Source organism: Paractinoplanes brasiliensis (assembly GCF_004362215.1).
Classification (GTDB): domain Bacteria; phylum Actinomycetota; class Actinomycetes; order Mycobacteriales; family Micromonosporaceae; genus Actinoplanes; species Actinoplanes brasiliensis.
Genome location: NZ_SNWR01000001.1, coordinates 3,298,033 through 3,325,000, shown reverse-complemented (window position 1 = coordinate 3,325,000; position 26,968 = coordinate 3,298,033). Strand labels below are relative to the sequence as shown.

The following is a 26,968-nucleotide window of genomic DNA, read 5'->3' as shown; positions in this document are numbered from 1 at the left end:
TTGATATTCCCGTACCCGCAAAAGAACGCCCAAGACGAATGTTCAGGTGCTAACTACGCGAGCTGCCGGCGGTCTTCGGACCTATGGTGGGGAGTCTAGGACCCTCTGGGCTAGTAGTTTAGTGATGGGGTGACGCAGGAAGGTAGCTGGTCCCAGGCGGTGGTTGTCCTGGGGTAAGCGTGTAGCCCGGACTATAGGCAAATCCGTAGTCCATTGAGGGTGAGACGTGATGCCGAGCCGTTTCAGGTGAAGTCAGTGATCCTATGCTGCCGAGAAAAGCCTCTAGCGATGTTCTGAGCGGCCCGTACCCTAAACCGACACAGGTGGTCAGGTAGAGAATACTAAGGCGACGGGTGAACTGTGGTTAAGGAACTCGGCAAATTGCCCCCGTAACTTAGGGAGAAGGGGGGCCGGACGCGTGAAGCCACTTGCTGGTGGAGCGTGGTATGGCCGCAGAGAGCAGGGGGAAGCGACTGTTTACTAAAAACACAGGTCCATGCCAAGTCGTAAGACGATGTATATGGACTGACGCCTGCCCGGTGCTGGAACGTTAAGGGGACCTGTTAGCTCTTTCGGGGGCGAGGCGGAGAACTTAAGCGCCAGTAAACGGCGGTGGTAACTATAACCATCCTAAGGTAGCGAAATTCCTTGTCGGGTAAGTTCCGACCTGCACGAATGGCGTAACGACTTCCCCACTGTCTCAACCACAGGCCCGGCGAAATTGCAGTACGAGTAAAGATGCTCGTTACGCGCGGCAGGACGGAAAGACCCCGGGACCTTTACTATAGCTTGACATTGGTATCCGAATTTAATTGTGTAGGATAGGTGGGAGCCGGTGAAGCTCGGACGCCAGTTCGGGTGGAGGCAATCTTGAAATACCACTCTGTTGGGTTTGGGTATCTAACTTGCGGCCCTGATCGGGTCGAGGGACAGTGTCTGGTGGGTAGTTTAACTGGGGCGGTTGCCTCCTAAAGGGTAACGGAGGCGCCCAAAGGTTCCCTCAGCCTGGTTGGCAATCAGGTGTTGAGTGTAAGTGCACAAGGGAGCTTGACTGTGAGACTGACGGGTCGAGCAGGGACGAAAGTCGGGACTAGTGATCCGGCACTTGCGTGTGGAAGCGGTGTCGCTCAACGGATAAAAGGTACCCCGGGGATAACAGGCTGATCTTCCCCAAGAGTCCATATCGACGGGATGGTTTGGCACCTCGATGTCGGCTCGTCGCATCCTGGGGCTGTAGCAGGTCCCAAGGGTTGGGCTGTTCGCCCATTAAAGCGGTACGCGAGCTGGGTTTAGAACGTCGTGAGACAGTTCGGTCCCTATCCGCCGTGCGCGTTGGATACTTGAGAAGGGCTGTCCCTAGTACGAGAGGACCGGGACGGACGAACCTCTGGTGTGCCAGTTGTCCCGCCAGGGGCACGGCTGGTTGGCTACGTTCGGAAGGGATAACCGCTGAAAGCATCTAAGCGGGAAGCTCGCTTCGAGATGAGGTATCCCACCACCTTGAGTGGGTAAGGCTCCCAAGAGACTATTGGGTTGATAGGCCGGAGATGTAAGCCAGGTAACTGGTTCAGTTGACCGGTACTAATAGGCCGAGGGCTTAACCACCCTAAACATATGAGCGCGTCCACTGTGTGATTCACAGCAAACGAACAACCAGAAGCACCAGCCCCCAATTGCGTCGGGGTGTGGGTTGCTGACACTGGTTTGTTCTGCTGATAGCTGTTTCGGTGGTCATAGCGGAGGGGAAACGCCCGGTCTCATTCCGAACCCGGAAGCTAAGCCCTCCAGCGCCGATGGTACTGCACTCGGGAGGGTGTGGGAGAGTAGGACGCCGCCGGACTCAACGTGAAACAGTAGGCCCACCCCGAACGGGGTGGGCCTACTGCCGTTTCCAGGGGTATAAAGGCAGTTCAACCGGCGGCCACCCGAGCGCCAGGTTTATCGGGGAGTGTCACTGGCTATGCGTCGTACCGTGGGTATCGTTGCCCTTGTCGCTCTGAGCACTGCCGTCGCCGCGCCCGCACAGGCCGGCGAGCGGCCCTCAGAGATGCAGCTCCGAGAGATCACCGCGTCCGTGGAGACGCCCGCGCTCTTCGACGACGCGGCGGGCGGTGACGCGGACGCGGACGACCCGGCGATCTGGGTCAACCGGGCCGACAAGTCCCGCAGCCGGGTCATCGGAACCGCCAAGAACGGTGGGCTCCGCGTCTACGACCTGGCCGGCCGTGAGGTGCAGACGATTCAGCCACCCGAGGGCGGCCGGTTCAACAACGTCGACCTGATCACCGGCTTCGGCCGGAAACGCCACGACTACGCCGTTGTCACCGACCGTGGACTCGACAAGCTGCGTATCTACCGCATCGAGGCGTCGGGGCGGCTCACCGATGTGACCGCGGCCGACGCCCCGCGGTTGTTCTCGCGGGACGACGCCGAGGTGGAGACCCAGGCGACCGGGTACGGCCTGGCCACGTACGGGAAATATGCCGTTGTCAGCCGGCGCCACACCACGCGTCTCGGCATTTTCCGGCTTGAGGAACGTGCGGACGCCCGGCGAGATGTTGTGAGCTATCGCGTCACCGACACGCTCGACCTGCCCAAAGAGTTCCGCCTCGCCAACGGCGCCATGTGGACGCCGTGCCTCGAGCCGGGTGAGGAACCGCAGATCGAGGGCATGGTCGTCGACGCCGAGGCGGGCGTGCTCTACGCCGCGCAGGAAGACGTAGCGCTCTGGAAGATCCGGCTCGATCGGGACCGGTTCGTCGGTGTGCCCCGGGTGGTCGAGCGCGTCGCCGAATACGGTGCGGAAGGAACTTACGATCCGGAGACCGAGGAATGCGCCCTCGGTGAGCCGGCGGCGGAGGCCGGTCGTATCCGGGCCGACGTCGAGGGCGCGACGATCTATCCGACCGGCAAGCGCGATGGCTACCTGATTGTGTCCAGCCAGGGCGACAGCAAGTTCTACGTGTACGACCGTAGGAGCAATCGGCCGGTCCAGAGCTTCCAGGTGGGCGACGGTCAGCGCACCGACGGCGTGGAGCACTCGGACGGTGCCGCCGCGACCAGCGTGCCGCTGCCCGGATACCCGAAGGGTTTGCTCGTGCTGCACGACGGTGAGAACAAGCCGGACGACAGCCGGGTCAGCACCAACTTCAAGTACGTGGACTGGCGCGAGGTCTTCTGAGCCGGGGTCGGTCGTAAGTCGGCCGGACGAGTCAGGAGCGTTCGACCGTGACCGTGGCCACCCCGGACGTGGCGTTCACGTCGTAGCGGGCGGCCGCTTGCTCCCAGCCGTCCTGGGCCCAGACGGAGCCGCCCGGCACACCCGTGTGCACTTCCCCGTCGATGGTGACGCTGCCCGCTCCGCTCAGGGCTGAGACACGTACGGGCGCAGAGCCGGCCAACCGTACGGAAAGAAGGCTTGCACCGCCGCCGAGAGTGACCTTCTGGGTGCCGTCGGCAGCCGGCAGCGTCACGGCGGCGCGGGCGGCGCCGGCACTGAAGTCGACGTGGCCGCCGGGGCCGCCCGTCAGGTCGACCGATTCGTTCGGGGCGCCGCCCGCGAGCCTGATCTGCCACCGCACGTCGTCACTGAGCACCACCGTCAGCACAGCCGGACCGTGCTGCCCGGTGTCGCGCAGGCTCGCGATCAGGTCGGAGCCCTCGACGGCGGCGGTCGGGGCGGCCTTGGAGCCGTCGGGTGTGGACAGCTCGTACAGGTCGCCGTCCAGGTCACCGAGCCGGACGTGGACGGCGTCGGCCCCGCCGAACAGCTGGAACGACGTCACGTCACCGTCGCCGCGGATGCGGTGCGGCGTGCCCTCACGTTCGCCGAGGACGTAGCCGGGCCTGTTCTCCGGGTTGCGGTCGCGGCCGTCGCCGCCGGCCCAGTCGCACCCGCTGACCAGGCCGATCACGAGCACCAGCGTTACTGTCCGGACTCTCACGGCGGCAACTTACCCGGGCGCCGCTCCTCGTAGTCGTCGATCAGCGGTGGGATGCGGACATCGACGACGCTCATCGGCTTGCCGACCGTCGATGTGTTTTAACCGCTTTTCGTGTGACCGAAACGTATTAGTGGCACTCGTCTTTTCGGCTATCAATCGTCCGGGTTACTTGGCGTGTTGAATGCACCATTTGTCCGCCTCGGGATGCTTTCCTGATCATGCAACACCGAATGAGAAAGCGTTCCGATTGGAAGGGGAAATAGGCATGAACAAGATGACGCAGCTCCTGATGACGGCAGGTCTCGGCCTGCTCGCCGGGGTGTCCTTCGGCATCGGACCGGCGCAGGCGGCGGATGCCTCGCCGACGGCCGCGGCCAAGTCCGAGCCCAGCCGGACGGCGCAGTTCGACCGGCACCGCGACCGTGACGTGGTGGTCGGCTACTACCGCTCGTACCGCGCTTGTGATCTGGCCGGGCGGGTCGGCGAGCGGTTCGGCCGGTGGAAGGACTACGACTGCGACTACCAGCGCCGAGGCTTCCACCGGGGCACGTTCGCCCTCGAGGTCGAGCGGGGCTGGGGCTGGGGCTGGAACCGGCCGGGTCACCACGGTGGCCACAACGGGCCGCGCGGGCACCGCTGATCCCGCCGGGCCGATCGGGTCACGCGAATCTTGCTGATCCACCGAACCGGCCGGGTCGCGCGAATCCCGCTGATCCACCGGAATTGACCTTCGGCTGATTTTCTTACGGGAGGCGCCCGAGAACGAACGCTGAATGAATCCCCGCAGGTCCCCGTCGGGTGCCGGACGCATTCTCATGCGACCGGCACCCGATCTGCGTGCCTATTCGACCGGTTCCAGCAGGGCTGCCTCAGCGGCCATGGCTTGCCGGTAAAGCGTCATCCAGGACGCCGCCTGAGCGGCCGCGTTCTCCTGCTCGGCCAGCCAGTCAGCCCGCGCGTTCTGCGAGGAGGCGGCGATCGTCAACCAGTTCGTGCTGGTCGAGCTGGCCGCGGCCTGGGACACCAGCAGCCACGTCTCGGCCTGGCGCAGCGCCACCTGCTCGGCATCGGCCCACGCCACCCGGGCCGGACCGGTCTGAGCGCCGACCAGCCCCCAGGCACGTGCCGCAGCCTCCATCATCTGCTTCTTCGCCTCGCCGGCGGTCTCGCGCGCGTCGTGCTCGGCCTTCTGCGCAGCGAGGACCAGTTCGCGGGACTTCAGGTGCCAGCGGCGGTCCTCGTCGGCGAGCCGGGTGCGGTACGTCTGCATGTCCAGTCCGGACGCGCTGACCCAGCCGTAGCGGAAGAACTCGACGACGTCGGCGTCGGTGGTGCCGGGGGCGACGGCCCGCGCGGCCCACGCGCGTACCTGGTCGCCCGGGTCCTCCGTGCTCAGCAGCGTCACGTAGTTGCGGTCGTCCTGCCGGATCGCCTCGGCTTGGTCGTTGTCGTCGTCGATGTCCTTGCGGTCGAGCTCCAGCGCCTTCGCATAGCCCTTCGCCACGAAGTCGGCCAGTTCGGCTTCGGTGCCGGCCAGAGCGCGCCGCCCGGCCGCGTTGACCCGCGGATAGAACTGGGCCGGATGCGTGTTGATCATGCGGGTGGTGAAGTCGACGTTTCGAGTGCGGGTCTGCTCGGCCCGTGAGATGGCCGCGTCCCAGCCGGTGGCGAGGAAGGCGGCGATCGCCGCGGGACCGCCCGGCAGCGCGCTGCGGGCGGCACTGCGCACCGCGAGACGCGGCTCGTTGACTGACAACCACTGCACGAAGAGCCGGTCGGCCTCGGCCGGATCCCACTCGTCGGCGGCCGTGATTGAGGCGATCGGTGACACCGCCGCCCACGACGCGGCCGGAACAGCCACGACACTCATGGTCGCGGCCAGCGCGAGCGCTGCTGCACGCGTACGCATATTCAGTTTCCCCCGTGAACACTGTTATTGATCGATCGCTATGCGGTCGCGGCCATCTAAGCACGAAACCCGTTGACGCGGGGGTGCGGTCCAACGACGTTGGTCACAGCGTTGCGGCCTTGTGCCGGAGGGTGACTGAGGGTTAACGTACCGCCCGACATCGACCTCCATGTCTCCTCCGTGACCGCTCCTGTGCCCAAAACCGCAGGTCGAGGCCGCGCCGGTGGGGTGGAGCACTCGAACGATGCACGGGGGAAAAATTCATGAGTTTGATCAACCGCGCCCGCTGGGCGCGGTCATTGCTGGTCGCCGGTGTCACGGTGACCGTTCTGACCGCGACCACAGCGGCCACCGCGCAAGCCGCACCCGCGCCCGCTCCCCCCGCCCAGCTCTCGGCGCTCGCCGAGGGCAGCCTCGCAACGTACGAGCAGAAACTCGCCGTCGCGGTGAAGTTCGGGCTCGGCGACGACTTCGCCCTGCTCGAAAAGGCCGACCGCGATTTCGTCATCGCGATCTGGAACCACGTCAAGGGCAACCCGGCTCAGGTCGAGGTGCGGGTGGCGGCCGAGACGGCGTTCACCAGCGACCCCGACCTCTCCTACGAGTTCATCACGGCCGAGGTGTTCGCCGCGTTCGACCGGGATGTCGAGCGCGAGCGGGTGGAAGCGGCGACCAAGCGGGCGAGCGACCTGGCCCGATCGGCGGCCGCGGCCAGCATCGACGTGGTGGCCGACGCGGCGCTGCTCAACGGGAGCGACCTGGACTTCGTTCGGCTGATCTGGGAAAGGGTCGCCGACGACGCCAAGTGGCCCAAGGTCAAGGCGGCCGCGCGGGCGGCTCGTGACGGCAGCGACGCGGACCGCAGCACGTTCATCGCGACCGGGATGGCCGAGGCCGCAAGGCAGGACATCGACGACCGGATCGCGGCCGACGAGGCCAAGACCGAGGCGGAGAAGGCTGCGGAAAGGGCGCGGGCGTCGAAGAAGCTGGCGGCCAACCGGATCGGGATGGCCGTCACCGACGAGCTGCTCAACCTGCCCGACCGCGACTTCATCATCCGGGTCTGGAACTTCACCGCCGACGGCAGCGAGGTGCAGGCAGCCGCGATCGCCGCGACCCGCAGCCTCGACCCGGTGGTGTGGAAGGCGTACATCGACACCGGCCTGCACCAGGCGGTCGACAGGGACATCCAGATCGCGCTCGACCGCAAATACCAGGCCGACCGGGCCCTGGCCCAGCAGATCAAGGCGACGGCGACCAAGAACAAGGACCTGAACCTCGTCCACTGGACCGACAAGGCGCTGGCCGGTTCCGCGACCCAGCTGGACGACTTCCTCCGCGTCGGACAGTACGACCTTGACCTGGCGACCAGCTTTGCCGCCGGTGAGGTGCTGCCGAGCTGGTCCGACACGGTGGCGTGGACCAACGGGATCGTCAACGTGGCCGGCATCTGCTGCAAGCTGGCAGGTCCCGAGCTCGGGGTGCGGACGGAGGCGGGGCACACCGGCGGGACCTCGTTGATGTACTCCGGTCTGGACAACAACGCGACCAAGTCGTATGCGTACCTGAAGTCCATGGCCCTGAGCCGGATCACGGTGAAGCCGTCGACGAAGCTGACCTACTGGATCCATCCGCAGGCGAACACGGTGCGGCCCGAGGTCAAGGCGGCGAACAGCACCTGCGTGGCGATCGACCTGCTCTTCAGCGACGGTAAGAACCTGCGCGACAGCGGGCAGAAGGACACGCGGGGCAACCGGGCCCACCCGGCCCACCAGTGCAACAAGCTGACGGTCGGCAAGTGGAACGAGGTCGTCGTCCCGCTGGGGGCACTGGCCGGCAAGCAGATCACGACGCTGGTCGTGGCCTACGACCAGCCGGCCGCCACGGGCGGTTACCGGGGCCTGGTCGACGACCTCACCATTACCGACTGAGCTGCGGTTTTACGGGGCGCGGGACTGCGGTTCCGCGCCCCGATCCCGTTGTACCGGATACCTGCGAGGCATCTCGGCCGGCCACAGGTACTCTATGATCGCGGGCCGCTAGCTCAATGGCAGAGCTGTGGACTTTTAATCCATAGGTTCGGGGTTCGAGTCCCCGGCGGCCCACCAACCCCACCATTGCGCGAACCCCGGGTTCCATTCCTTCCGGCACCACCCCTGGTAACGGCTTGATCGAGATCCTCGATCAAGCCGTTTTCGGCTTCCTCAACCGGGACGGGCAGCCGGGATGACGGCACTTCGCCACCAACGCGGGACGCCGTTCCCGTCGACCACCACGAGGTCGCCGGCTCCGTCATAGCGGGCGGCGAAGGCGTGTCCGACCGTGCGCAGGACCGCGCCCGTGGTGGTATCGACCTCGGTGGTGGTTCCCGCGACGGCGACCGCCACCCGGGCGCCGGCCGGGTCGGCCGTCACCCGCGCGGTGCCACGGCTGTCCGCCCGCCAGACGACCGTGCCGTCCGCGTCGAAGACCCGGATCCGGAAGGCGGGCCCGCCGCTGTCCTGCCGGTACGTTCCGACGATGCCGCCCGAGGCCGCGAGGCCGCAGTCGCTCGCGTAGTCCAGGTCGGTCACGAGCCGGCGGGCGCCGTCGCGTGACCGCAGCGCGGGCCGGGTACCGAGCAACATCGCCGAGGCTCCGTCCGGGGCCAGGCAGGCGGCGGAACCGGCGACCAGCGTCGGCCGGGGATCCGGTTGCCAGCCTGCCGTCGTACGGGTGAACCACACCGCCGCCGCGCGGGCCGGATCCGCACCGGTGGCGACCGCGATACCGTGGCGCCCGTCGGCGGTCGCCGCCCAGGAGAGGCGCGGCCCGGGCACCGGGACGCGCACCGGGGCGGCGCCGGGCCGGACGACGTCCAGGGTCCAGCGGCCCGGCCCGCCGGCGGTGACGACGTAGTCACGCGGGCTGGAGGCGGTGAGCACGGTGCGTTTGACGCGGCCGGTCAGCGCTGTGCCGCCGACCATCTCGCGGCGGCCGTCGCGGATCAGCTCGGCGGGTGGATCGGGTACGTCATCGGTGTTCCACGCGGCGGCGTTGCCGGACAGGAGCGCGTCTGGGCACCGCGTCGCGCACTCGGCCGCGTCGGGGGCGGCGCCGGACTGCGGCGCCCGCCATACGACCCGGCCGTCCCGAGCGACTCCCAGGAACTCGGCGCGGCGCATGTCGCCGATGATCGCCCCGTGTGCGTCGGCGTCGATGAGGACGAACTCGATCGGTCGTACGGGTCGCTCGCCGGCGGCCGAGCAGCCGGCGATCAGGAGCAACGCGAGGACGGCAGGCAACGACCGGGGCATGGCACTCCTCCAAGGATGGGGGGCGACGGCCGGGCCCGGGGGCCGGCCGTCGCCTGGTTGTCACACGAAGGGGGTGTACGCCTCGCAGTTGATGTCCGGAATGCCGTGCGGCAGATCGAAAATCGTGTCGAACTTGACGTAGATGCTCTCGCTGAGCGGCACGTTCGTGTTGATGGGCACCGTGTAGGAGGTGTTCGGGCGCAAGGCGTCGGGCGAGTCGTTGAAGAAGTACGTCTTGTGGCTGGTGCTGTGTGTGCCGTCGGGCGACTGGCGCAGCCGGAAGTTGACGTTGCTCTTGTTGCCGACCTGCGGGCCCGCGAAGCTGTACGTGGCCGAAGCCCATCTCTGCGTGGCACCCTGCACGGTGAACTGGGCGGAAGCGGCGGAGCTGTAGATGCCCAGGGCGACACTGCAGTTCGCCTGCGTGGTATCGGCGTGGGCGGGCGTGGCACCGGCGATCAGCGCCAGGCCCGCGATCCCCGCCACCGCGGCGGCGGTGCGGAACTTGATCATGGATGGTCCCTTCTGAAGCTTGACGGATGTCGGCGGCCGCGCTGTCCACGATCGCGTCCGGAGGCGATCGTGGGCGAGGTACCGGGGCGGCACTTGACCGGCACTTCGCCGGTGTCGGCTGGGCGCTAGCCGGGCGGTGGCCCGGCTGGCAGATTGGTCCGGGATCGCCGGCCGAGCGATCGCGGACGGGGGCACGGATGCTGGGCGATCTCGTACGGGCGCACCGCCGGCGACTGGGCTGGTCGCAGGAGGACCTGGCCGGCCGCACCGGGGTCAGCGTGCGTGGCATCCGCAAGATCGAGGCGCAGCACACCGGCACGCCCCGCCCGGTCACCGTGCGCCTGCTCGCCGACGCGTTCGGGCTGCAGGGCACCGACCGGGACCGCTTCTGCCAGACGGCGCTCGGCGACCCGTCAGGGCACGCGCACGTCCCGGCACAGCTTCCGTCGGCCCCGGCCGCTTTCGTCGGCCGTACCCTCGAACTCGCCGGCCTGGACCACCTCCTCGCCGACGCCGCAGCACCCGCCGCGGCGGTCATCTCGGCGGTGTCCGGCACCGCCGGCATCGGCAAGACCACCCTGGCGGTGCACTGGGCCCACCGGGCCGCACGGCATTTCCCCGGCGGACAGCTCTACGTGAACCTGCGCGGCTACGACCCCACCGGCTCGGTCGTCGACCCGGCCGAGGCCCTGTGCGTCTTCCTCGACGCGCTGGACGTCCCCGCCGACCGCATCCCGTCCGGACTGGACGCCCGGGCCGCCCTCTACCGCAGCGTGTTGGCCGGCCGGCGGGTCCTGGTCGTGCTCGACAACGCCCGCGACGCCGCCCAGGTGCGCCCGCTGCTGCCCGGCACCGCCGGCTGCTTCGCCGTGGTCACCAGCCGCGACCAGCTCACCGGCCTCACGGCCACCGAGGCCGCGCACCCGTTCACTCTCCAACTGCTCACCGCCGACGAGGCCCACGGCCTGCTCACCAGCCGCCTCGGCGCCGCCCGCACCACCGCCGAGCCGGAGGCGGTGCGCGACATCATTGCCCGCTGCGCCCGCCTACCCCTCGCCCTGGCCGTCGTCGCCGCCCGCGCGGCCGCCCGCCCCGCCTTCCCGCTCGCCGCGCTCGCCGCCGACCTCCGCACCGCGACGACCACCCTCGACGGCCTCGCCGGCGGCGACCCGGCGACCGACCTCCGCGCGGTGTTCTCCTGGTCGCAGCGCACCCTCAGCCCGGACGCCGACCGCCTCTTTCGCCTCCTCGGCCTGCACCCGGGCCCGGACATCACCGCCGCGGCCGCCGCGAGCCTCGCCGCGACCGGCGCCGCCCAGGCCCGCAGCCTCCTCGACGAGCTCGCCCAGGCGCATCTGATCCTCGAACACGTCCCGGGCCGGTACGCCCTGCATGATCTGCTCCGGGCCTTCGCCGCCGAACAGGCCCGCTCCGAGGACGCCCCGGCCACCCACCGTCTCCTCGACCACTACCTGTGGACCGCGAACGCGGCCGCACGGTGGATGCACCCGATGTGGGAGCGCCTGACGCTCCCCGAACCGCAGCCGGGTGTCGCCCCGGAGAGCCTCGACAACCAACCGGCCGCGATGGCGTGGTTCACCGCTGAGCAGCCGGTGCTGCAGGCTGTCGTGGAACAGGCCGCGACGGCGGGCTTCGACGGACATATCTGGCAACTCGCGTGGGCCTGCACGGCGTACCTGATGCGCCGCGCGTACCTGGACGAACTGACCGCGATGCAGTCGCTCGCGCTGCACGCGGCACACCGCCTCGGAGACCCGGCGGGGCAGGGCTATGCGCTGCGTGGCCTGGGGATGAGCCTCGGCCGGGCGGGGCGTCACGAGGAGGCCGAGTCATATTACGAACGGGCGCTGGGCACGTACACGCGGGTGGGTGACCTCCTCGGCCAGGCCCGGGCGCACATCGGGCTGGCGAAGGCCGTCCTCGGGCAGGGGCGGCCGGCGGAGGCGCTCCGCGTGACCGAGCGGGCGCTGGCGCTGTTCCGCACGGCAGGGGACCGGGCGGGGGAGGCACGCAGCCTGAATGGGATCGGCTGGTGCCTGGCTCAGCTCGGCGACCATGAACGAGGGCTGTCGTACTGCGGTCGCGCCCTCGTGCTGTTCCGGGAGGTCGGCGATGGCGACGGGCTCGCCGTCACCTGGGACAGCATCGGCCACATCTATTGCCGGTTGGGCGAATACGGGCAGGCTGTGGCGTCCTATCAGCACGCTGTGGAGCTGCTCCATCGGCTTGACGACTGCTCCTTGCTGGGCGTGACGCTGGCCGACCTCGGCGATGTCCACCATGCCGCGGGCAGCCGCCAGGCGGCGGCGCTGGCCTGGAAGGAGGCCCTGGACGTCCTGGATGAGGTGGGGCATCCCCGCGCGGAGCCAGTCCGCGCCAAGCTCGCCGCCGGTTAGCGCCGGGCCGGGAGGGCCGGGAGCACAACGACCCCTCGCCCCGCTGAGCGAGGGGTTCGGCGACCAACTTCCAGGCCGGCCGCGGCGACATCGACACGGTGCGGACCCTGTTCGGGCGCGGAGCCGCGGCGGATCGAGGTCATCCCCGGCCATCCGTTGGCTCCGGGAGCCGCTGTGCTCCGTCGCCCGGAGGCCCGTCTCCGTCGGAGGTAGTAAGCCCGGGTTCCGGCCTCCGCCGGATGTGCCCGGATCGGTTCGGGCGGCACGCTCGGTGATGTCGAGAGCGACGCCGAATCTGGGGGGAACACGATGAAGCTGAAGAGGGTGGCCGTGCTGGCCGCGGCCGTGCTGGCGATCGGTGCGGCGCCGCCGGCCCGGGCCCAGGCGACTGAGCGACCGGGTAGCGACTGGACCGGGATCGCGCGTGAAGAGGTGACCATCCCGATGGAGGGCGGGTGGAGCGCGAAGGGCGAGCTCACCTATCCGAAGGGCGCCAAGGGCCGCCTACCGGTGGTGGTGCTGCTGCACGGCAGCGGGCGCAACGACATGGATCAGACGCTGGCGCCGGGCGTCACCACGTTCAAGACGGTCGCGCAGTCGGTGAGCCGGAGCGGGTCCGCCGTGCTGCGCTTCAACAAACGCGGCGTGGTCGGGGTCGGGCCGGTGTTGAGCGACGCCCCGAGCATCCCTGACCCCGGCAAACCCTACGAGCAGATCGTCCGCGACGCGGCCACCGTCGTCCGGTTCGCCGCGGCCTCGAAGCGCGTCGACCCGGCCCGGGTCTTCCTGCTCGGGCACAGCGAGGGCACCCAGGTCGCCGGAAACCTGGCCGCCGACCCGCGCGGGTACGGCATCCGCAAGCCGGCCGGCGTGGTTGTCATGGGCGTGGTGCACGGGACCCCGCGCGAGGTGATCTACTACCAGGCCGTGGGCCGTACGCTCGGTCAGTTGCACGAGGAGTTCGACCTCGACGGGGACGGTCACCTGACCCCGGTCGAGGTCACCGGCGGCCTGATCGGGCAGCCGGGCGCGGCGCAGTACCGGGCCATCCTGACCGACCCGGCGACCGACACGAACCACGACGGGAGGCTCGCCATCGACAGCGAGATCGAGCCGGTCGTCCGCGCGGCCGTCGGCTTCGACAAGTTCCCGAACCTGCCCAGCTTTCCCGAGGGCCTCGCCTCGTACCTGGTCGACTTCGGCAGGTTCCGGTCCCCGGCCCAGGACCTGCCCCGCTACGACGGGCCGGTGCTGCTGCTGAACGGACAGACCGATGTCCAGACCGTGGTCCGCGGGGCCATCGTCACCGACGACGCGCTGGCCAAGGCCGGCAACCGGGATCACCGGCTGATCACCTACCCGGGCATGAGTCACCTGATGAACGTCACCGCGGAGTACCAGCCGGTGCCCGGCAACCCGGACCCGGTGGTGCTGCGTGACATCAGCACCTGGCTGGCCGCGCACCGCTGACGCTCGATGCGGACGAAACTGATCCAGGACGGTGCGCTGGCCCTCGCCGGCGCGCCGTTCATGGCCGCGGTCCTCTGGCTGGCGGACCGGGAGTTCCGGCTCGGCCCGGTCGTGGTGGCCCTGATGGCGGTGCAGACGCTGCTGATCGTGATCCGCCGGATCAGCCCGGTGACCTGCCTGGTGCTGATGCTGGTGCTGCAGACCGCGATCTCGGCCGCCGCGCCGCACGGCACCGGGATGCGCGGCATCGGGCCGGCCATCGCGGTCTACACGTGCGGCACTCTGCTGGTTTCGCGCACGGCGATCACCCTGGCGGTGCTCACCGCGGTGGTTGAGATCAGTGGGTACGCGGTGCTCAGCCTGCCGCCGTACGAGAACCCGGCCGAGGACCTGACCAAGATCGTGGGCCACCTCGCCCTCTCGCTACTGCTCTACGTGGGCGCGGCGCTGCTCGGCGCGCATTTCGCCATGCGGCGCCGCTACACCGCGGTCGTCGAGGCGCGGATCGCCGCCGACGCGGAGGCGCACCAGGCCCGGACCGAGGCGGTGCTGGCCGCCGAGCGTGCCCGGACCGCCCGCGAGCTGCACGACGTCGCCGCCCACCACCTGACGTCGCTGATCGTGCAGGCCACGCTGGTCGAGCGGTTGCTCGACCAGGACCCGGAGGCGGCCCGGAAGCACGCCGCCACGATCCGCGAGGAGGGCCGGAGCACGCTGCACAACTTGAGGCAGATCGTCGGCGCGCTGCGGGACGGTGGCACCGACCCGGACCTGCCGGACGGCAGTGGGCTTGCGATGATCGAACGGCTTGTGTCCGGCGGCGACGCCGCATTCATCGTCGACGGAACGCCAGGCGTCCAGGATCCGGCGGTGGAGCTGGCGCTTTACCGGGTGGCGCAGGAGGCGCTGACCAACGCTCGCGACCACGCGCCCGGCGCGCCGGTGACGGTCGCGCTCAGCTATCGGGAGTCGGAGACGACGATGGAGATCCGCAACGGGCCGTCCACCGGCGTACCCGCGCGCAGGGACGGCGCGCACCGCGGTTTCGGCCTGATCGGCATGCGGGAACGTGCCTCGCTGATCGGCGGCGAGCTGAACGCCGGGCCTACCGCCGACGGCGGCTGGCGGGTGCGGCTCACGGTCCCGGAGGATCCCGCATGATCACCGTGTTGCTGGCCGACGACCAGCCGATGCTGCGGGCCGGGTTTCGATCGCTGATCGAGCTGGCCGGTGACATCGCCGTGGTCGGCGAGGCGGCCGACGGTCCGGAGGCGGTCCGGATGGCCCGTCTGCTGAAGCCGGACGTGGTCTGCATGGATGTGCGGATGCCGGGCGGCGACGGCCTGACCGCCACCCGCGAGATCGCCGGCACCCTCGACCCGGCGCCAGCGGTGCTGGTGCTGACCACCTACGAGCTGGACGAGTACGTCTTCGGCGCGCTCGAGGCCGGCGCCAGCGGCTTCCTGCTCAAGGACGTCGAGGTGGACACGCTGGTCGATGCGATCCGCCGGCTCGCCGCCGGGCAGGGGATGGTCGACCAGGCGGTCACCCGGCGCGTGATCGTCGAGTTCGCCCGTCGGCGCCGGGCCACCGCACCGGCCGGCGCCGGACCGGACCTGCTCACGGCGCGCGAGGCGGAGATCGTCCGGCTGCTGGCCGGTGGTCTGTCCAACGCGGAGATCGCCGCCGAGCTGGTGGTCGAGGTCAGTACCGTGAAGAGTCACCTGAGCCGGGCGATGACCAAGATCGGGGTTCGCGACCGGGTGCAGACGGTCGTCTGGGCCTACCGATCCGGCCTGCTTCCCCTGACCTGAGGGCCGCGGCGCCTCCATGTCCCTGGCCGATCGTTCTGCCGACGTCGGCAGCGAAGTGCAGCAGTAAACCCTCTGCGGGTCAGTGGTCGAGCGACCGGCCCAGAGCGGTGCCCCATGTGTGCAAGCGCGGTGTTTCTCAGCCGCCGCCCCGGGCGTGTTCTCCACCCGGATCTCCACCCTCCGCAGGTGCCGGCTCCACCCCGTTCGTTCGTAGCGTTTCCTCCATGAAGGAACGCAGAAACGTGGTCGAAGCGGCCGGTTATCTGCTCCGCGGGAATCGGCGCAGCCGGACCGCGCGGATCGCCGGGATCGTTCTGGGCAGGGTGCTCGATCAGGAGGGTGGAAAGGTGACCGGCCGTGTGGTTGTCGCGATTCTCGTTGTTCTGGCCGTGGTCGGCATCGCCTTTGTCGCCTACCGTTTGCTGGTGCTCGACCTGATCCTGACCGTGCTGCGGGAACAGAACTGATGCTGCGCCGGCTGGCCCGTCAGGGTTTGCGGCTGTTACGGGCCGACGACCCGGAAACGGGCTGGCTGGTGCGCATCGTCCTCACCGCTCTCTTCGTCTGGGCGTTGACGCTCTGGCCCGCGATTTCCTTCCCCGTACGCCCGGTGCTGGCTCTCGGCTTCATCGGCTGGGTCTTCTGGATGGCAGCCGAGCAACGCCACCCCGTCCCCGCCCGCGCCGCCTTGGCCGTGTCCGCCCTGTTGCCGGCCGCCGTTTCCGCGCTTCCCCACAATGGGGCGGCACACCTTTTCCTGTACGGGGCCCTGTTCACCTTTGTGCTGTTGCCGCGCATGCCGTTGTGGGCGATCCTGTCGCTGACCGGCGCCCTGATCGTGGTGCTGCTCGTGGCCTTGCGCGTGGCCGGCGCCGGCCCGAGTGCGCTGCTGACCCAGCCCGGCATGGTCACGCTCGTGGTGCTGCTCAGCCTGCACCGGCGTGAGCACCGGCTGCGCGCCGAGCAGACCGCGCAACTGCTCGAACAGACCTCACGCGCGCAGCAGGCACAGGCCCGCGCGGCGGCGCTGGACGAGCGGGCCCGGATTGCGCGGGAACTGCACGACGTGCTCGCCCACTCGCTCGGCGCCCTGGGTGTGCAGCTGGAGGTGGCCGAGGCCCAGCTCACCGAGCGCGGTGACATCGAGGCAGCGGCCGAGCGGGTGCGCCGGGCGAGGCGGCTCGCGGCAGACGGCATGGTCGAGGCCCGTTCGGCGGTGGCGGCCCTGCGATCCGACGCGCCGCCGCTGGCCCGTGCCCTCGACAGCCTGACGGCCGTGCACCGGGAGAACCACGCGAGCGAGGTCACCCTGCGGATCGACGGCGCCCCGCGGATTCTTCCGTCGGCGGCCGAGGTCGCGCTGCTGCGAACCGCGCGCGAGACGTTGACGAACGCGGCCAAACACGCGCCGGGTGAGCCGGTCACAGTGCTGCTGGTTTTTGCCGAGTCCTCCGTCCGGCTCGTCGTGGAAAATCCGGCAACTTCCTCCCGTACGGGGGAAGGTGGTTTTGGTTTGGTCGGAGCGCGCGAGCGGATCGCGTTGGCCGGCGGCTCGCTGGACGCGGGCTTCGCCGGGGACGCGTGGCGAGTCACCGCGGAGGTGCCCGGATGACCGAGGGGCCGGTGCGTGTGCTGGTGGTGGACGATCAGCAGCTCGTACGGGAAGGTTTGACCGCTCTGCTCGAACTGACCGACGGCGTCGAGGTGGTCGGGTCGGCGGGCGACGGCGCACGGGCGCTCCAGCTGGTGGCGGAGCAGCGTCCCGACGTGGTGCTGATGGACCTGAAGATGCCTGTTCTCGACGGAACCGCCGCGACCGCGCAGATTCACGCACAGTTCCCGGAGGTCGCGGTGGTCGTGCTGACCACGTACGCCGACGACGACTCGATCGCCGGCGCGCTCGCCGCCGGGGCGCGCGGCTACCTGACCAAGGACGCCGGACGAGCCGAGATCGCCATGGCGCTACGGGCCGCCGCCGCCAACCAGGCGCTGTTCGACCCGGCGGTGGCCGCCCGCCTGGCCGAGGCCATGAACCGTTCGGCGCCGCCGTGCGAGTCCCTGCCCGACGGGCTCACCCAGCGCGAGGCCGAGGTGCTCGGTCACATCGCGAGAGGCCACACGAACGCCGAGATCGCCGCGACGCTCTTCGTGGCGGAAACAACCGTGAAGACCCATATCAACAACGCCTTCGCCAAAATCGGCGCCCGGAACCGCACCGAGGCCGCCATGTACGCGCGGCGGAAAGGCCTGATGTGAAAGGGCCGCCCCGCGTGGATGCGGGGCGGCCCTGACGATCGCGGCGGTCAGCAGGACAGGTTGCCGCCCGGTGCCACGCCCAGGATGCTGGTGAACCGGTTGTACGCGTTGATGCGGCTCTGCACCTGGGCCGGGTTGCCGCCGTTGCACTCCAGCGAGCCGTTGATGCTGCGGATGGTCTCACCGAAACCGCGGCCGTTGACCATGGCGTCGTGCGGCGTCATCGTGCCCGGGCCGCGCTGGGTCATCCAGTACCAGATCGCGGTCTGGTAGGCGACCGACGCCTCGTTCTTGACCCGGTCCGGGTTGTTGAGCAGGTCGATGCCGAGCGCGTCGCCCGCCGCCTTGTAGTTGAAGTTCCAGCTCAGCTGGATGGGACCGCGACCGTGGTAGGCGCTCTGCCCGGCCGGGCAGCCGTACGACTGGTTCCGGTCACAGTAGAGCGGCCAGTTCGCCTGGTTGATCTCCTCGACGTAGACCAGGCCACCCGACTCGTGGTTGACGTTCGCGAGGAAGGCCGCCGCTTCCTGCTTCTTGACCGTGTCGCTGCCGGTCTTGGTGAACGCCGGGAACTTCTTCATGGCGTCGACCAGGCCCGCGTACGAGTAGAACGGGATCCGGCTCGGGAACATCTGGTTGAACTGCGCCTCGCTGACCGGGAACCCGCCGGAGCCGCCGCCGGTGGGCGGGGGTGTCGTGGCGCCGCCACCGCCGCCGGTGCAGCTGAACGGCGACCAGTACCAGGTGCTGATGATCGGGTCGTAGCCCGGGTTGGCGTTGGTCGCCTTGTAGTACTGCCCGTTGGTGTAGCGCACGACCGCGCCGGCGTCGTACCACTGACCCGCGACCCAGTTCGGGTGGTTGCAGGTCGTGCCGCCACCGTTGCCCGGCGGGGGTGTCGTGGTGCCACCACCGCAGGCGCCGTTGTCGGTCCACACGCCGGAGCCGCCGGTGCTGGGCGTCTCACCCTGCGTCCACCACTTGGCGGTCCAGTTGCGCCCGTTGTGTGACGCCCGCGTGCCCCCGGTGTAGACCGCCGAGCTGCTGTACGCGGCCACGCAGGCCTCGGCCGCATTCGACGCCGCCATGGGCAGAATGGCGGCGGCCGCACCCGCCACCCCGACGCTCACAACAGCCAAGATCGACAACAACCGTTTTCTGGACATGGTTCACCGTTCCGCACGTCGGGGAAACGCGCTGGTGCAAGGGGATTGAGAGGGCAGAACAGACTCAACTGCACGCGCCCGCACGCCGTCAAGACATCAGTAAAGAAAGTTCAATGTTTCTGACCGAACGGGAAGCAGAACCGTTACCCCCCCAGCGCGCCGTTGGCGTCCCCTACAGCGTTGGTGCCCAGAAACCGGCGAGGCGGCAAACTACGCACAGCAGCAGGGCCCGACCTGAAAGGCGAAGCCATGGCGACGTGCAACCTGTGCCACGAAGACGTTCCCGATTCCGACCTGGCCGACCACGTACGCAATACCCACCCGCACGCGGCCGACGAGGGAATCTACGAGTCCGACGGAAGCGTCATCGTGCAGGACGCCTCACTGGAGCCGCTGGCCGAGTACGACCCGAAACACGGCACCTGGCAGCGTGACTGACCTGCGACGCCAGGTGCAGTGGTCAGCTGCCGTCAGCGGTTTGCCCGACGATCTTGTCAGACGCCTCTCAGCGACATGACAGTTGCGCGACTCATCCGACGGCGGCGGGTGCGGGCTGCCTACTGGAGTGCGGCGAGGCGGCGGTGGCGCTTGGCTGCCTCGGCCGAGCGGCGGGTGTGGCCGTTGGCGTCGTCGAGCACCGTAGCCTGCTGTTCGAGGTCGGTCAGCAGGGTGCGGGCCGTCGTCAGGTCGCCACGGTCGAGGGCCACGTCGGTGGCGCTGCGAAGGGCGAAGAAGCACGCGTACGGGGATCCGAGCCGCTCGGCGAGCTCGAGGTAACGGCTCGCGGCGGTGGTGGCGGCGTCGAGGTCGCGGGCGGCTCGATGCGCGGCGACCAGGGCGTGCAGGGGCAACCGGAGCGCTTCGTCGCCCAGGGGCGCCGATTCCCGTACGGCGTCGACCGCATGCCGGACGGCAGCGCGCGGATGGTGCCGGCGGAGCGCGCAGTTGGCCAGCCCGACGTGCGCCTTGTAACGGCCGGGGCCGGGGTCGTCGAGGACCGCGCGGAAATGCCGGACCGCGTCGAAGTGCCGGCCCGCGCCGAGCAGGATGTCGCCCAGCCGGTAACGCAGGGTGGCCAGGCTCGTCCCGGGTGCGTTTTCGACGTACGCGGCCAGCGCGTCCTCGGCCGCGGTGGTTGCCTCGTCCCATTCGGCCAGCTCCCGGTGGGTGGCGGCGCGCTGGATGAGGACGCCGCTGCGCCATTCGGGGCGGCCGATCGACTCGAGGTAGCGCTCGGCCGCGTCGAGCACCGGGAACAGCGACCGCAGCGGGACGCCGGTGAAGCGCGCCGACTCGACCCAGCGGATGTGGGCCGTGGCCACCTCCCACGTCTGGCGGGCCGAGCCCGCGGCCGCCCGGGTCAGCACGCGTGTGTAGCAGGCGAGAGCCGCGCCGTGATCGCCCACGCCGGCTCGGGCCGCGCCCTCGGCGATCAGGGCGCGGACGTCGGGCTGGGTGTCGGTCACCACGGTGCCAAGTGTGAACGACCCGCGCCCGGCCGGGAAAGGCGAGCGTCGGGTGCCGCCGGGGTTGAGCAGTGCGGCGGCGCGGGAGACGGTGAAGGTGAACCCGGAGGGATTAGCCGGGAACGGCAGAAGACGTGGGGGTAACGGGCAAAACGGGCTTCTGCGTGGTTTTGGGGTGGCCGGTGGGGTGGCGCAGGGGGCAGGATGCCCGGGGGTCGCAGAACGTGGCCGGCAAGAGTGGGGATCTGACGTGACCGAGTACGACGCCGAGCAGATGGCGGCGGGTTTTCGTTCCATGACGATGCTGACGGCGCTGGTGCGGCGTGGTGGGCGGCCCGCGGCGGTGGCGCCGACCATTGCGTTGCGTGCGGCCGAGAAGCAGTACGGCTGGCTGCCGGTGACGGTGAACGGCGGCCGGCGGGAGATCGCGGTCGTCACCAACCTGCGTCTGATCGTCGGCGGGCACGAGATCCCGCTCCGGGCGATCACAGCGGTCCGGCCCGGCGCCGTGCCGTGGTCGGTGGCGCTGGAGTTCCGCGGGCCGGGCCGGTCGGTGTGCCCTACCGAGGACGGCGGGTCGAGCGGTGGGCCGGCCGAGGGCCTGACCCGCGGTGGGCCGGCCGAGCCGTTGACCCGCGGTGGGCCGGGTGGGGTGTTGACGCTCAGCGGGCCGTGGGTGCCGTGGATGAGCGTGGTTGTCTGCGCCGAGCTCTACGGGACGGCCTGGCCGCCCGCGTTCGCCCCGGTGACCTCGGTGCCTTCGCCACGGCGCACGAGGGAAAAGGTTTGCATGGCCGGAGGTTGAAGGACACAAAAAAGAACTGGACCCGGTGGACCGGAAGGCCGCGCGCTGCGACGCTAAGCAGCGTGTATGACTACGACCTGTTGGTGCTGGGCTCCGGGCCCAGCGGTCAGAAGGCCGCGATCGCTGCCTCGAAACTCGGACGCCGGGTCGGCATCGTCGACCGGCGGGACATGATCGGCGGCGTGTGCATCAACACCGGCACCGTCCCGTCCAAGACGCTGCGTGAGGCCGTTCTCTATCTCACCGGCCTGAGCCAGCGTGACCTCTATGGAAGCAGTTACCGGGTCAAGGACGAGATCACCGTCAGTGACCTCGCCGCCCACACTCAGCATGTGATCAGCCGGCAGACCGACGTCATCCGCAACCAGCTCGCCCGCAACAAGGTCACCATGATCACCGGGACGGGCCGGTTCGCCGACGCGCACTCGGTGTGGATCGACGGCGGCAGCGGCCGGGAGACCAAGGTCAGCGCCGACAAGATCATCATCGCGGCCGGGACGAGGCCCGCGCGGCCCGAGAGCGTCGACTTCGACGACCGTACGATCGTCGACTCCGACGGCGTGATCAACCTGCAGTCCGTGCCGCGCAGCATGGTCGTGGTCGGCGCCGGGGTCATCGGCATGGAGTACGCGTCGATGTTCGCCGCGCTCGGCACCAAGGTGACAGTGGTGGAACGGCGCGAGAAAATGCTCGACTTCTGCGACGAAGAGATCGTCGAGTCGCTCAAATACCATCTGCGCGACCTGAGCGTCACGTTCCGTTTCGGCGAGGAAGTAGCAGCGGTCGAGCGTCACCAGACGGCTGCGCTGTGCATTCTCAAGAGCGGCAAAAAGATCGTCGCCGACACGGTGATGTATTCGGCCGGACGCCAGGGTCAGACCGACGATCTGGCGCTTGAGGCGGCTGGGCTGCAGGCCGACCGGCGCGGCCGCATCGAGGTCGACTCCGATTTCCGTACGGCGATCGACAACATCTACGCCGTGGGCGACGTGATCGGTTTCCCGGCGCTGGCCTCGACCTCGATGGAGCAGGGACGCCTGGCCGCGCATCACGCGTGCGGAGAGCCGGCCCGCGAGATGCACCAGTTGCAGCCGATCGGCATCTACACGATTCCCGAGATCAGCTTCGTCGGGAAGACGGAGGACGAGCTGACCGACTCCGCCACGCCGTTCGAGGTGGGTATCGCCCGATATCGGGAACTGGCGCGCGGGCAGATCGTCGGGGACTCGTACGGGATGCTCAAGCTGCTGGTCGCACCGGAGACGGGCAAATTGCTCGGGGTGCACGTCTTCGGCACGGGCGCCACCGAGATCGTCCACATCGGGCAGGCCGTGATGGGCTGCGGCGGCACGGTGGACTACCTGGTCGACACGGTCTTCAACTATCCGACGCTGTCCGAGGCGTACAAGGTGGCCGCCCTGGACGCGTCGAACAAGATCCGCAACATCACGCGAATCGACGGCTGAGTCCCGCTCATTGAGACGATGATTACTCGGGATTTCTGTCATCGGGCCCCGGGGGTGACTGCCCGCACTGTGGCGAATCGGCACAAGTGGACCATCCCACAACGATGAAAATCTGATCTCTTAAGAGGAACCAAAGCCGAGGTGGGAGCGGTGGTGAAAAAGAATCAAGTACGCTTCGGCTATGTCATGGATGGCCAGCGCGCGGCACGGTGTGCGGGAGGCGCCCGGCGGTTTGGCGCTTCTTCAGGAGCTGCTGAACACGCGCGCCCCGATGGCGTACGGCACCGACCTGCTGGTCACGGCCGATGACGCCCAGCCGTGGCTGACCGAGGCGCTCAACACGTGGTCGCGGGTCTCGGGGCTGCCCGCGCCGACGCTGCTGATCTCGTCGTCCGACCTGCGCTCGCTGCGCAGGTTGCGCACCACCTTTGAAAACGTGACGTTGGCCGGCGGCAACCAGGGCCCCGAGGGAGCCCTCCCGCCGGCCGACGTGCCGGTGAGCCTGGTGCCCGACGCCGACGGCTGGGTCCGGATCGTGCCGACCGGCCGGGGCACCCGCTGGCTGGCGTCGGCGCTGTGGGCCGAGGCCCTGCTCGCCCAGCAGGCGGGCATCTGGCCGCGGCTCAAGCTGTGCAACAACTTCGAGTGCCGGGCCGCGTTCTTCGACACGTCGCGGAACAACAGCGGGGTTTGGCATGACGTCAGCACCTGCGGTAACACGGCCAATCTGCGCGCTTTCCGGGAACGTCGCCGCCTGATGGGCGGAAGCGGAGCGCTGCCCCCGCGGCCGACCGTGCAGGGCCCGCCCAGCCTGATCTGATGTGCCCGGCCGGTGGGCGCCGCCGCCGTTCTGCGTCGTCTCGGCCCCCTGAGCCCATGACCCTCGGCGGGCTTCATGCGGGCCGCCCTCGACACGGCCGCGCCGACCTGCTCTGACCTGGGCCGTCGGCCGGCCTCACCTTGCTCGGGCCGTCAGTTCGGGCCGGCCGGGTGGGAACTCCCGGGGATGCGCGGGCGACTATAGAGCTATGGCTTGTGAGCGGTGGCGCGAGATGCTTTCGGCCCAGCTGGACGGCGAGGACGTTCCGGCTGAGCGGGCGGCGGTCGAAGCGCATCTGGCGGGCTGCGCCGGGTGCCGGGAGTGGCTGGACCAGGCCGCGGCGGTCAACCGGCTGACCAGCACGGGCATGGCCACGCCGCCCGACCTCACGGCGGCGATCCTGGCCGCGCTGCCGGGGGCCGCCGAGGGCGTGCGCCGCGCGGCTGCCGGCGACCCGGCGCGGGCAACCGAAACCGGGGGCGCTGCCGATCGACCCCGGGCAGCCGAAGGTGGGGGCGCTGCCGATCGATTCCGGGCAGCCGAAGGTGGGGGCGCTGCCGACCGGCCCCGACCAGGCGAAACCGGTGGCTCGGCCGGTCGGCCGCGGGCTGTTTCGGGTGGTCTTGTGCTGATGCCCACGGGTGGCGCCGGCAGTGGGTGGCGGCTCCGGAGATTCCCGGTGGCCGGTGCGCTGCTCGTGGCGCTGGCGGCCGTCGGGGCGGTGCAGCTCATCCTCGGGCTCGACCAGATCGGCGGCGGAGTGGTCGGGGCCCACGCGCACGCCGGGCTCGATGCCACGCCGGGGCATCTCTGGCACGAGTCGGCGGCCTGGAACGTCGCCGTGGGGGCCGGTTACCTGTTCATCGCGTTGCGGCGTGTCCGGCCGTCGGGGCTCGTGCCCATGCTCACTGCGTTCGTCGGGATGCTGCTGCTGCTCTCGGTCAACGACCTCACGGCGGCCCGGGTCGACGCGGCCCGGCTGATCAGCCACGGGTTCGTGATCTTGGGCTATCTGCTGATCGTGGCGCTCTCCCGGATCCCGGGCGGCTTCGCGAGCACTCCGCCGGGAGCGCGGGCGGCCGGCGGGATGTGGCGGGCCAGCTTCGCCGGCGCCGACGACGAGGAGCCGGTGGGTGAGGCCGTCCGGCCGGGGCTGCGGCTGGTGCCGCGCGGGCCGATGACGGCCGAGCACCCCGAGCGCCACCACGCGGCCTGATCACGGCATGGCGGCGGAGCGACGGATCACGCACGACGGCAAAGCGGGACCGCTGCCAGGCGGGGAGCCGCGGTGACGAAGCGGCGGCCGAGTGGGAACGTTGCCGGGCGGGGCCGCGGTGACGAAGCGGCGGCCGAGTGGGAACGTTGCCGGGTGGGGCCGCGGTGACGAAGCAGCGGCGGAGCGGGAGCGCTGCCGGGCGGCCTGAGCCGCGGTGACGGAGCAGGCCGCGGTCAGCGGGACGGCGGGCGGACGGAGAGCTCACGCCAGTCGCCAGGGGCGGCGAGCAGCATCCGTACGGTGTTCAGGGCGTCCTCCTCCGACGAGTACTCGAAGAAGTGGGAGACCCCCTCGGCCCCGCCGGCGCGCTGCTCCACGTACCACTGGTCGCCGCTGACCCGCAAGTAGACGTCCTTGCGGGCCGCGCGGCCCCACTTGCCGTTCCACCAGTGTTTACGCTGCTCCATCCGGGCAGCGTATCGAACATCTGTTCGACTGTTGCGGACCGGGGATGATCTTTTCGAGAAAAGTCACTGCTGGTGGCGGCCGGGAGTGTCGCCGTAACCCCGCTGGGCCACCAGCGCGTCCCGGATCTGGGTGAGCAGCACGATGTCCTCGGCGGGGGCCTTCGGCGGCGGCTCCTCGCCCCGGCGGCGACGCTCGGCCAGGATGTTGAGCGGCAGCACCACGAAGAAGTAGAGCACCGCTGCGGTGATCAGGAACGTGATCAGCGAGTTGAGGAAGGTCGCGTAGTCGAAGTCGACCCCACGCACCTTGAACTTGCCCGCGTCGAGGCCCGAGCCGCCGCCCATGAGCTGGATCAGCGGCTTGATGAAGCCGTTGGTGAAGCCGGTCACGACGCCGGTGAACGCGGCGCCGATCACGACGCCGACCGCGAGGTCGACGACGTTGCCCCGCATGATGAAGTCTTTGAAGCCTTGGAAGATCTTGTTCACGAAGCTCTCCTGCGTACCGGAATTTACGGCCGCAGGTGCCCACGACCGATCGGCGACAAACTACGCCGACCGGGACGACTCCGGAAAGGCTCCGTCAGTCGAGGGCAGGCTCCTGCGCGGTGACCGCCTCGTCGACCGTGGGATAGGTGCGCAGCACCTCGACCAGACCACTGACCTCGAGGATGCGCAGCACGCCCCGCTGCGGGGCCGCCAGGCGGACGGTGCCGCCGGCGTCGTCGGTGCTGTTCTTGGCGCGGACGAAGACAGAGAGCCCGGTGGAGTCGCAGAACGACACCTCGGCCAGATCGAAGACCAGACGGGTGCGCCCTTTCTCCAGCAGGTCGCTGATCTGGTCCTGAAGCTGGGGGGCGGTAGCCATGTCGAGCTCGCCCGCCACCGACACGACGACCATGTCGGCGCGCTGTTCCGTTTGTACCGTCAGAGACATTCAGGACCTCCAGTTATGAGCTGAACGGTACTCCAAGACGTGTGCCGCGCGTAGAACGGGGAACCCCTCACCCGGTTATTTGGCTCAGAGCAACGATCGGACTCCGCGATGGTAAAGTCCCGCCCGTTGCAGGCTGAATGCAGGTGAGAGGGAGGCAGCGGTGACGCTGAGCGCGGATGAGGCGGCCCGCTTCGCCACACTGCTCGAGGAGCATCAGGAGACCCTGGTCGCGGCCTGGACGGACCAGGTGGCTTCGTCGCTGCGCGGCCGGCTGAGCCACGCGGAGCTGCAGCGCCAGACCTCCGAGCTGCGACGCGGCTTCCAGCAGGCGATGGCAGGCTCCGCACCCGATCTGGGCGTCGAGGCGGCGGGCGAGTTGCGCGCCCAGCTTGCGGAGCTCTCGTCGACCCGCGCCCGCCAGGGTTTCAGCGCCACCGAGACAGCTGTCAGCGTGTTCGCCTTCAAGGACGCGGTGCTGCCCATCCTCGCCGGCTCCGGCCAGACCGACGACACCACCAAGCTCCGGGACTACGCCGCCATCTCCTCCTTCGTCGACGAGGCGGCGCTGTTCACCTTCGACAGCTACGTACGCGTCCGCGAGGAGCTCATCGCCGACCAGGCCGAGCAGCTGCTCGAGTTGTCGACGCCGGTGGTCAAGCTCTGGGAGGGCGTGGTCGCTGTCCCGCTCGTCGGCACGCTCGACTCGGCCCGCGCCCAGGTGGTCATGGAACGGCTGCTGCAGACCCTGGTCGAGACCGGCTCGCCGTACGCGATCATCGACATCACCGGCGTGCCGGCCGTCGACACCCAGGTCGCGCAGCACATCCTCAAGACCGTGGTGGCCGCCCGGCTGATGGGCGCCGACTGCATCATCTCCGGCATCCGCCCCCAGATCGCGCAGACGATCGTCGCCCTCGGCATCGAGTTCGGCGACATCGCGACCAAGTCCTCGCTGGCCGACGCGTTGCGTTACGTCCTGGCCCAGGCGACCAGGAAGGGCCGCTGA

At 69.4% G+C, this 26,968-nt stretch carries 25 protein-coding genes, 1 tRNA gene and 2 rRNA genes (1 of these 28 cut by a window edge); 19 read left to right on the top strand and 9 right to left on the bottom strand.

Annotated features, from left to right (window positions below; genetic code table 11):
- From C8E87_RS14850 to C8E87_RS14840, 3 genes are all read left to right on the top strand, one after another.
- A 23S ribosomal RNA gene (locus C8E87_RS14850) occupies positions 1 to 1,605 on the top strand; it begins 1,519 nt to the left of the window's first position.
- 118 nt (positions 1,606 to 1,723) lie between these two features.
- Positions 1,724 to 1,840 (top strand): 5S ribosomal RNA (rrf, locus tag C8E87_RS14845).
- A 132-nt stretch (positions 1,841 to 1,972) separates the two neighbouring features.
- Positions 1,973 to 3,181 carry a phytase gene (locus C8E87_RS14840; protein WP_239080358.1) on the top strand — a complete coding sequence of 403 codons (1,209 nt, stop codon included), beginning with the start codon at positions 1,973 to 1,975 and terminating at the stop codon, positions 3,179 to 3,181.
- A 31-nt stretch (positions 3,182 to 3,212) separates the two neighbouring features.
- Here the strand turns inward: C8E87_RS14840 and C8E87_RS14835 are convergent, their stop codons facing one another.
- Complete coding sequence (locus C8E87_RS14835) at positions 3,213 to 3,944, bottom strand: hypothetical protein (RefSeq protein ID WP_133873650.1); 732 nt, start codon at positions 3,942 to 3,944, stop codon at positions 3,213 to 3,215.
- A gap of 265 nt (positions 3,945 to 4,209) precedes the next feature.
- Here C8E87_RS14835 and C8E87_RS14830 point away from each other — a divergent pair, with 265 nt between their 5' ends.
- Complete coding sequence (locus C8E87_RS14830) at positions 4,210 to 4,584, top strand: hypothetical protein (RefSeq protein ID WP_133873649.1); 375 nt, start codon at positions 4,210 to 4,212, stop codon at positions 4,582 to 4,584.
- A 201-nt stretch (positions 4,585 to 4,785) separates the two neighbouring features.
- On the opposite strand, the gene C8E87_RS14825 is transcribed toward C8E87_RS14830, so the two are convergent.
- On the bottom strand, positions 4,786 to 5,853 hold the full coding sequence (locus tag C8E87_RS14825) for a hypothetical protein (protein WP_133873648.1): 1,068 nt from the start codon (positions 5,851 to 5,853) through the stop codon (positions 4,786 to 4,788).
- A gap of 263 nt (positions 5,854 to 6,116) precedes the next feature.
- Between C8E87_RS14825 and C8E87_RS14820 the strand changes: the two genes are divergently transcribed.
- On the top strand, positions 6,117 to 7,784 hold the full coding sequence (locus tag C8E87_RS14820; RefSeq protein ID WP_133873647.1) for a hypothetical protein: 1,668 nt from the start codon (positions 6,117 to 6,119) through the stop codon (positions 7,782 to 7,784).
- A 102-nt stretch (positions 7,785 to 7,886) separates the two neighbouring features.
- Positions 7,887 to 7,961 (top strand) — tRNA-Lys (locus C8E87_RS14815).
- 96 nt (positions 7,962 to 8,057) lie between these two features.
- Here C8E87_RS14815 and C8E87_RS14810 read toward each other — a convergent pair.
- Together C8E87_RS14810 and C8E87_RS14805 are read right to left on the bottom strand one after the other, a co-directional pair.
- Complete coding sequence (locus C8E87_RS14810) at positions 8,058 to 9,149, bottom strand: hypothetical protein (RefSeq protein ID WP_133873646.1); 1,092 nt, start codon at positions 9,147 to 9,149, stop codon at positions 8,058 to 8,060.
- Between the two features lie 60 nt (positions 9,150 to 9,209).
- Positions 9,210 to 9,662, bottom strand: coding sequence for a hypothetical protein (locus C8E87_RS14805; protein WP_133873645.1), 453 nt, complete (start codon positions 9,660 to 9,662; stop codon positions 9,210 to 9,212).
- A gap of 197 nt (positions 9,663 to 9,859) precedes the next feature.
- Between C8E87_RS14805 and C8E87_RS46335 the strand changes: the two genes are divergently transcribed.
- The 7 genes from C8E87_RS46335 to C8E87_RS14770 all read left to right on the top strand — a co-directional run bounded on the left by C8E87_RS46335 (position 9,860) and on the right by C8E87_RS14770 (position 17,619).
- Positions 9,860 to 12,079, top strand: coding sequence for an XRE family transcriptional regulator (locus C8E87_RS46335; RefSeq protein WP_166661167.1), 2,220 nt, complete (start codon positions 9,860 to 9,862; stop codon positions 12,077 to 12,079).
- 309 nt (positions 12,080 to 12,388) lie between these two features.
- Entirely contained in the window at positions 12,389 to 13,549 is a 1,161-nt protein-coding gene (locus C8E87_RS14795; RefSeq protein ID WP_133873643.1) for an alpha/beta hydrolase family protein, read from the top strand.
- 6 nt (positions 13,550 to 13,555) lie between these two features.
- Complete coding sequence (locus C8E87_RS14790; protein WP_133873642.1) at positions 13,556 to 14,710, top strand: sensor histidine kinase; 1,155 nt, start codon at positions 13,556 to 13,558, stop codon at positions 14,708 to 14,710.
- Positions 14,707 to 15,363, top strand: a complete 657-nt coding sequence (locus C8E87_RS14785; protein WP_133873641.1) for a response regulator — start codon at positions 14,707 to 14,709, stop codon at positions 15,361 to 15,363. The genes C8E87_RS14790 and C8E87_RS14785 overlap by 4 nt, the downstream gene beginning before the upstream one ends.
- Before the next feature lie 224 nt (positions 15,364 to 15,587).
- On the top strand, positions 15,588 to 15,830 hold the full coding sequence (locus tag C8E87_RS14780) for a hypothetical protein (RefSeq protein ID WP_133873640.1): 243 nt from the start codon (positions 15,588 to 15,590) through the stop codon (positions 15,828 to 15,830).
- Entirely contained in the window at positions 15,830 to 16,975 is a 1,146-nt protein-coding gene (locus C8E87_RS14775; protein WP_133873639.1) for a sensor histidine kinase, read from the top strand. Before C8E87_RS14780 ends, C8E87_RS14775 begins: the two co-directional genes overlap by 1 nt.
- Positions 16,972 to 17,619 carry a response regulator transcription factor gene (locus tag C8E87_RS14770; RefSeq protein ID WP_133873638.1) on the top strand — a complete coding sequence of 216 codons (648 nt, stop codon included), beginning with the start codon at positions 16,972 to 16,974 and terminating at the stop codon, positions 17,617 to 17,619. The genes C8E87_RS14775 and C8E87_RS14770 overlap by 4 nt, the downstream gene beginning before the upstream one ends.
- 47 nt (positions 17,620 to 17,666) lie before the next feature.
- On the opposite strand, the gene C8E87_RS14765 is transcribed toward C8E87_RS14770, so the two are convergent.
- Entirely contained in the window at positions 17,667 to 18,785 is a 1,119-nt protein-coding gene (locus C8E87_RS14765; RefSeq protein ID WP_133873637.1) for a glycoside hydrolase family 19 protein, read from the bottom strand.
- Positions 18,786 to 19,034: 249 nt separating this feature from the next.
- Here C8E87_RS14765 and C8E87_RS14760 point away from each other — a divergent pair, with 249 nt between their 5' ends.
- Positions 19,035 to 19,223 (top strand): hypothetical protein, encoded by a 189-nt coding sequence (locus tag C8E87_RS14760; protein ID WP_133873636.1) that lies wholly within the window; start codon positions 19,035 to 19,037, stop codon positions 19,221 to 19,223.
- 119 nt (positions 19,224 to 19,342) lie between these two features.
- Here C8E87_RS14760 and C8E87_RS14755 read toward each other — a convergent pair whose 3' ends face one another.
- Positions 19,343 to 20,254, bottom strand: coding sequence for a tetratricopeptide repeat protein (locus C8E87_RS14755; protein WP_133873635.1), 912 nt, complete (start codon positions 20,252 to 20,254; stop codon positions 19,343 to 19,345).
- Between the two features lie 247 nt (positions 20,255 to 20,501).
- Between C8E87_RS14755 and C8E87_RS14750 the strand changes: the two genes are divergently transcribed.
- From C8E87_RS14750 to C8E87_RS14735, 4 genes are all read left to right on the top strand, one after another.
- Positions 20,502 to 21,056: a hypothetical protein gene (locus tag C8E87_RS14750; RefSeq protein WP_133873634.1), complete on the top strand. Its 555-nt coding sequence runs from the start codon at positions 20,502 to 20,504 to the stop codon at positions 21,054 to 21,056.
- A gap of 62 nt (positions 21,057 to 21,118) precedes the next feature.
- Positions 21,119 to 22,522 (top strand): Si-specific NAD(P)(+) transhydrogenase, encoded by a 1,404-nt coding sequence (gene sthA / locus C8E87_RS14745; RefSeq protein WP_133873633.1) that lies wholly within the window; start codon positions 21,119 to 21,121, stop codon positions 22,520 to 22,522.
- A gap of 181 nt (positions 22,523 to 22,703) precedes the next feature.
- On the top strand, positions 22,704 to 23,342 hold the full coding sequence (locus C8E87_RS14740) for a CGNR zinc finger domain-containing protein (RefSeq protein WP_133873632.1): 639 nt from the start codon (positions 22,704 to 22,706) through the stop codon (positions 23,340 to 23,342).
- A gap of 208 nt (positions 23,343 to 23,550) precedes the next feature.
- Entirely contained in the window at positions 23,551 to 24,558 is a 1,008-nt protein-coding gene (locus tag C8E87_RS14735) for a zf-HC2 domain-containing protein (protein WP_133873631.1), read from the top strand.
- A 233-nt stretch (positions 24,559 to 24,791) separates the two neighbouring features.
- On the opposite strand, the gene C8E87_RS14730 is transcribed toward C8E87_RS14735, so the two are convergent.
- From C8E87_RS14730 to C8E87_RS14720, 3 genes are all read right to left on the bottom strand, one after another.
- A complete protein-coding gene (locus C8E87_RS14730) occupies positions 24,792 to 25,025 on the bottom strand; it encodes a hypothetical protein (protein WP_133873630.1) in 234 nt (77 codons plus the stop codon).
- 63 nt (positions 25,026 to 25,088) lie between these two features.
- Positions 25,089 to 25,505, bottom strand: a complete 417-nt coding sequence (mscL, locus tag C8E87_RS14725) for a large conductance mechanosensitive channel protein MscL (protein WP_133876829.1) — start codon at positions 25,503 to 25,505, stop codon at positions 25,089 to 25,091.
- A gap of 103 nt (positions 25,506 to 25,608) precedes the next feature.
- Positions 25,609 to 25,962 (bottom strand): STAS domain-containing protein, encoded by a 354-nt coding sequence (locus C8E87_RS14720; RefSeq protein WP_127500198.1) that lies wholly within the window; start codon positions 25,960 to 25,962, stop codon positions 25,609 to 25,611.
- Positions 25,963 to 26,122: 160 nt separating this feature from the next.
- Here C8E87_RS14720 and C8E87_RS14715 point away from each other — a divergent pair, with 160 nt between their 5' ends.
- Complete coding sequence (locus tag C8E87_RS14715) at positions 26,123 to 26,968, top strand: STAS domain-containing protein (RefSeq protein WP_133873629.1); 846 nt, start codon at positions 26,123 to 26,125, stop codon at positions 26,966 to 26,968.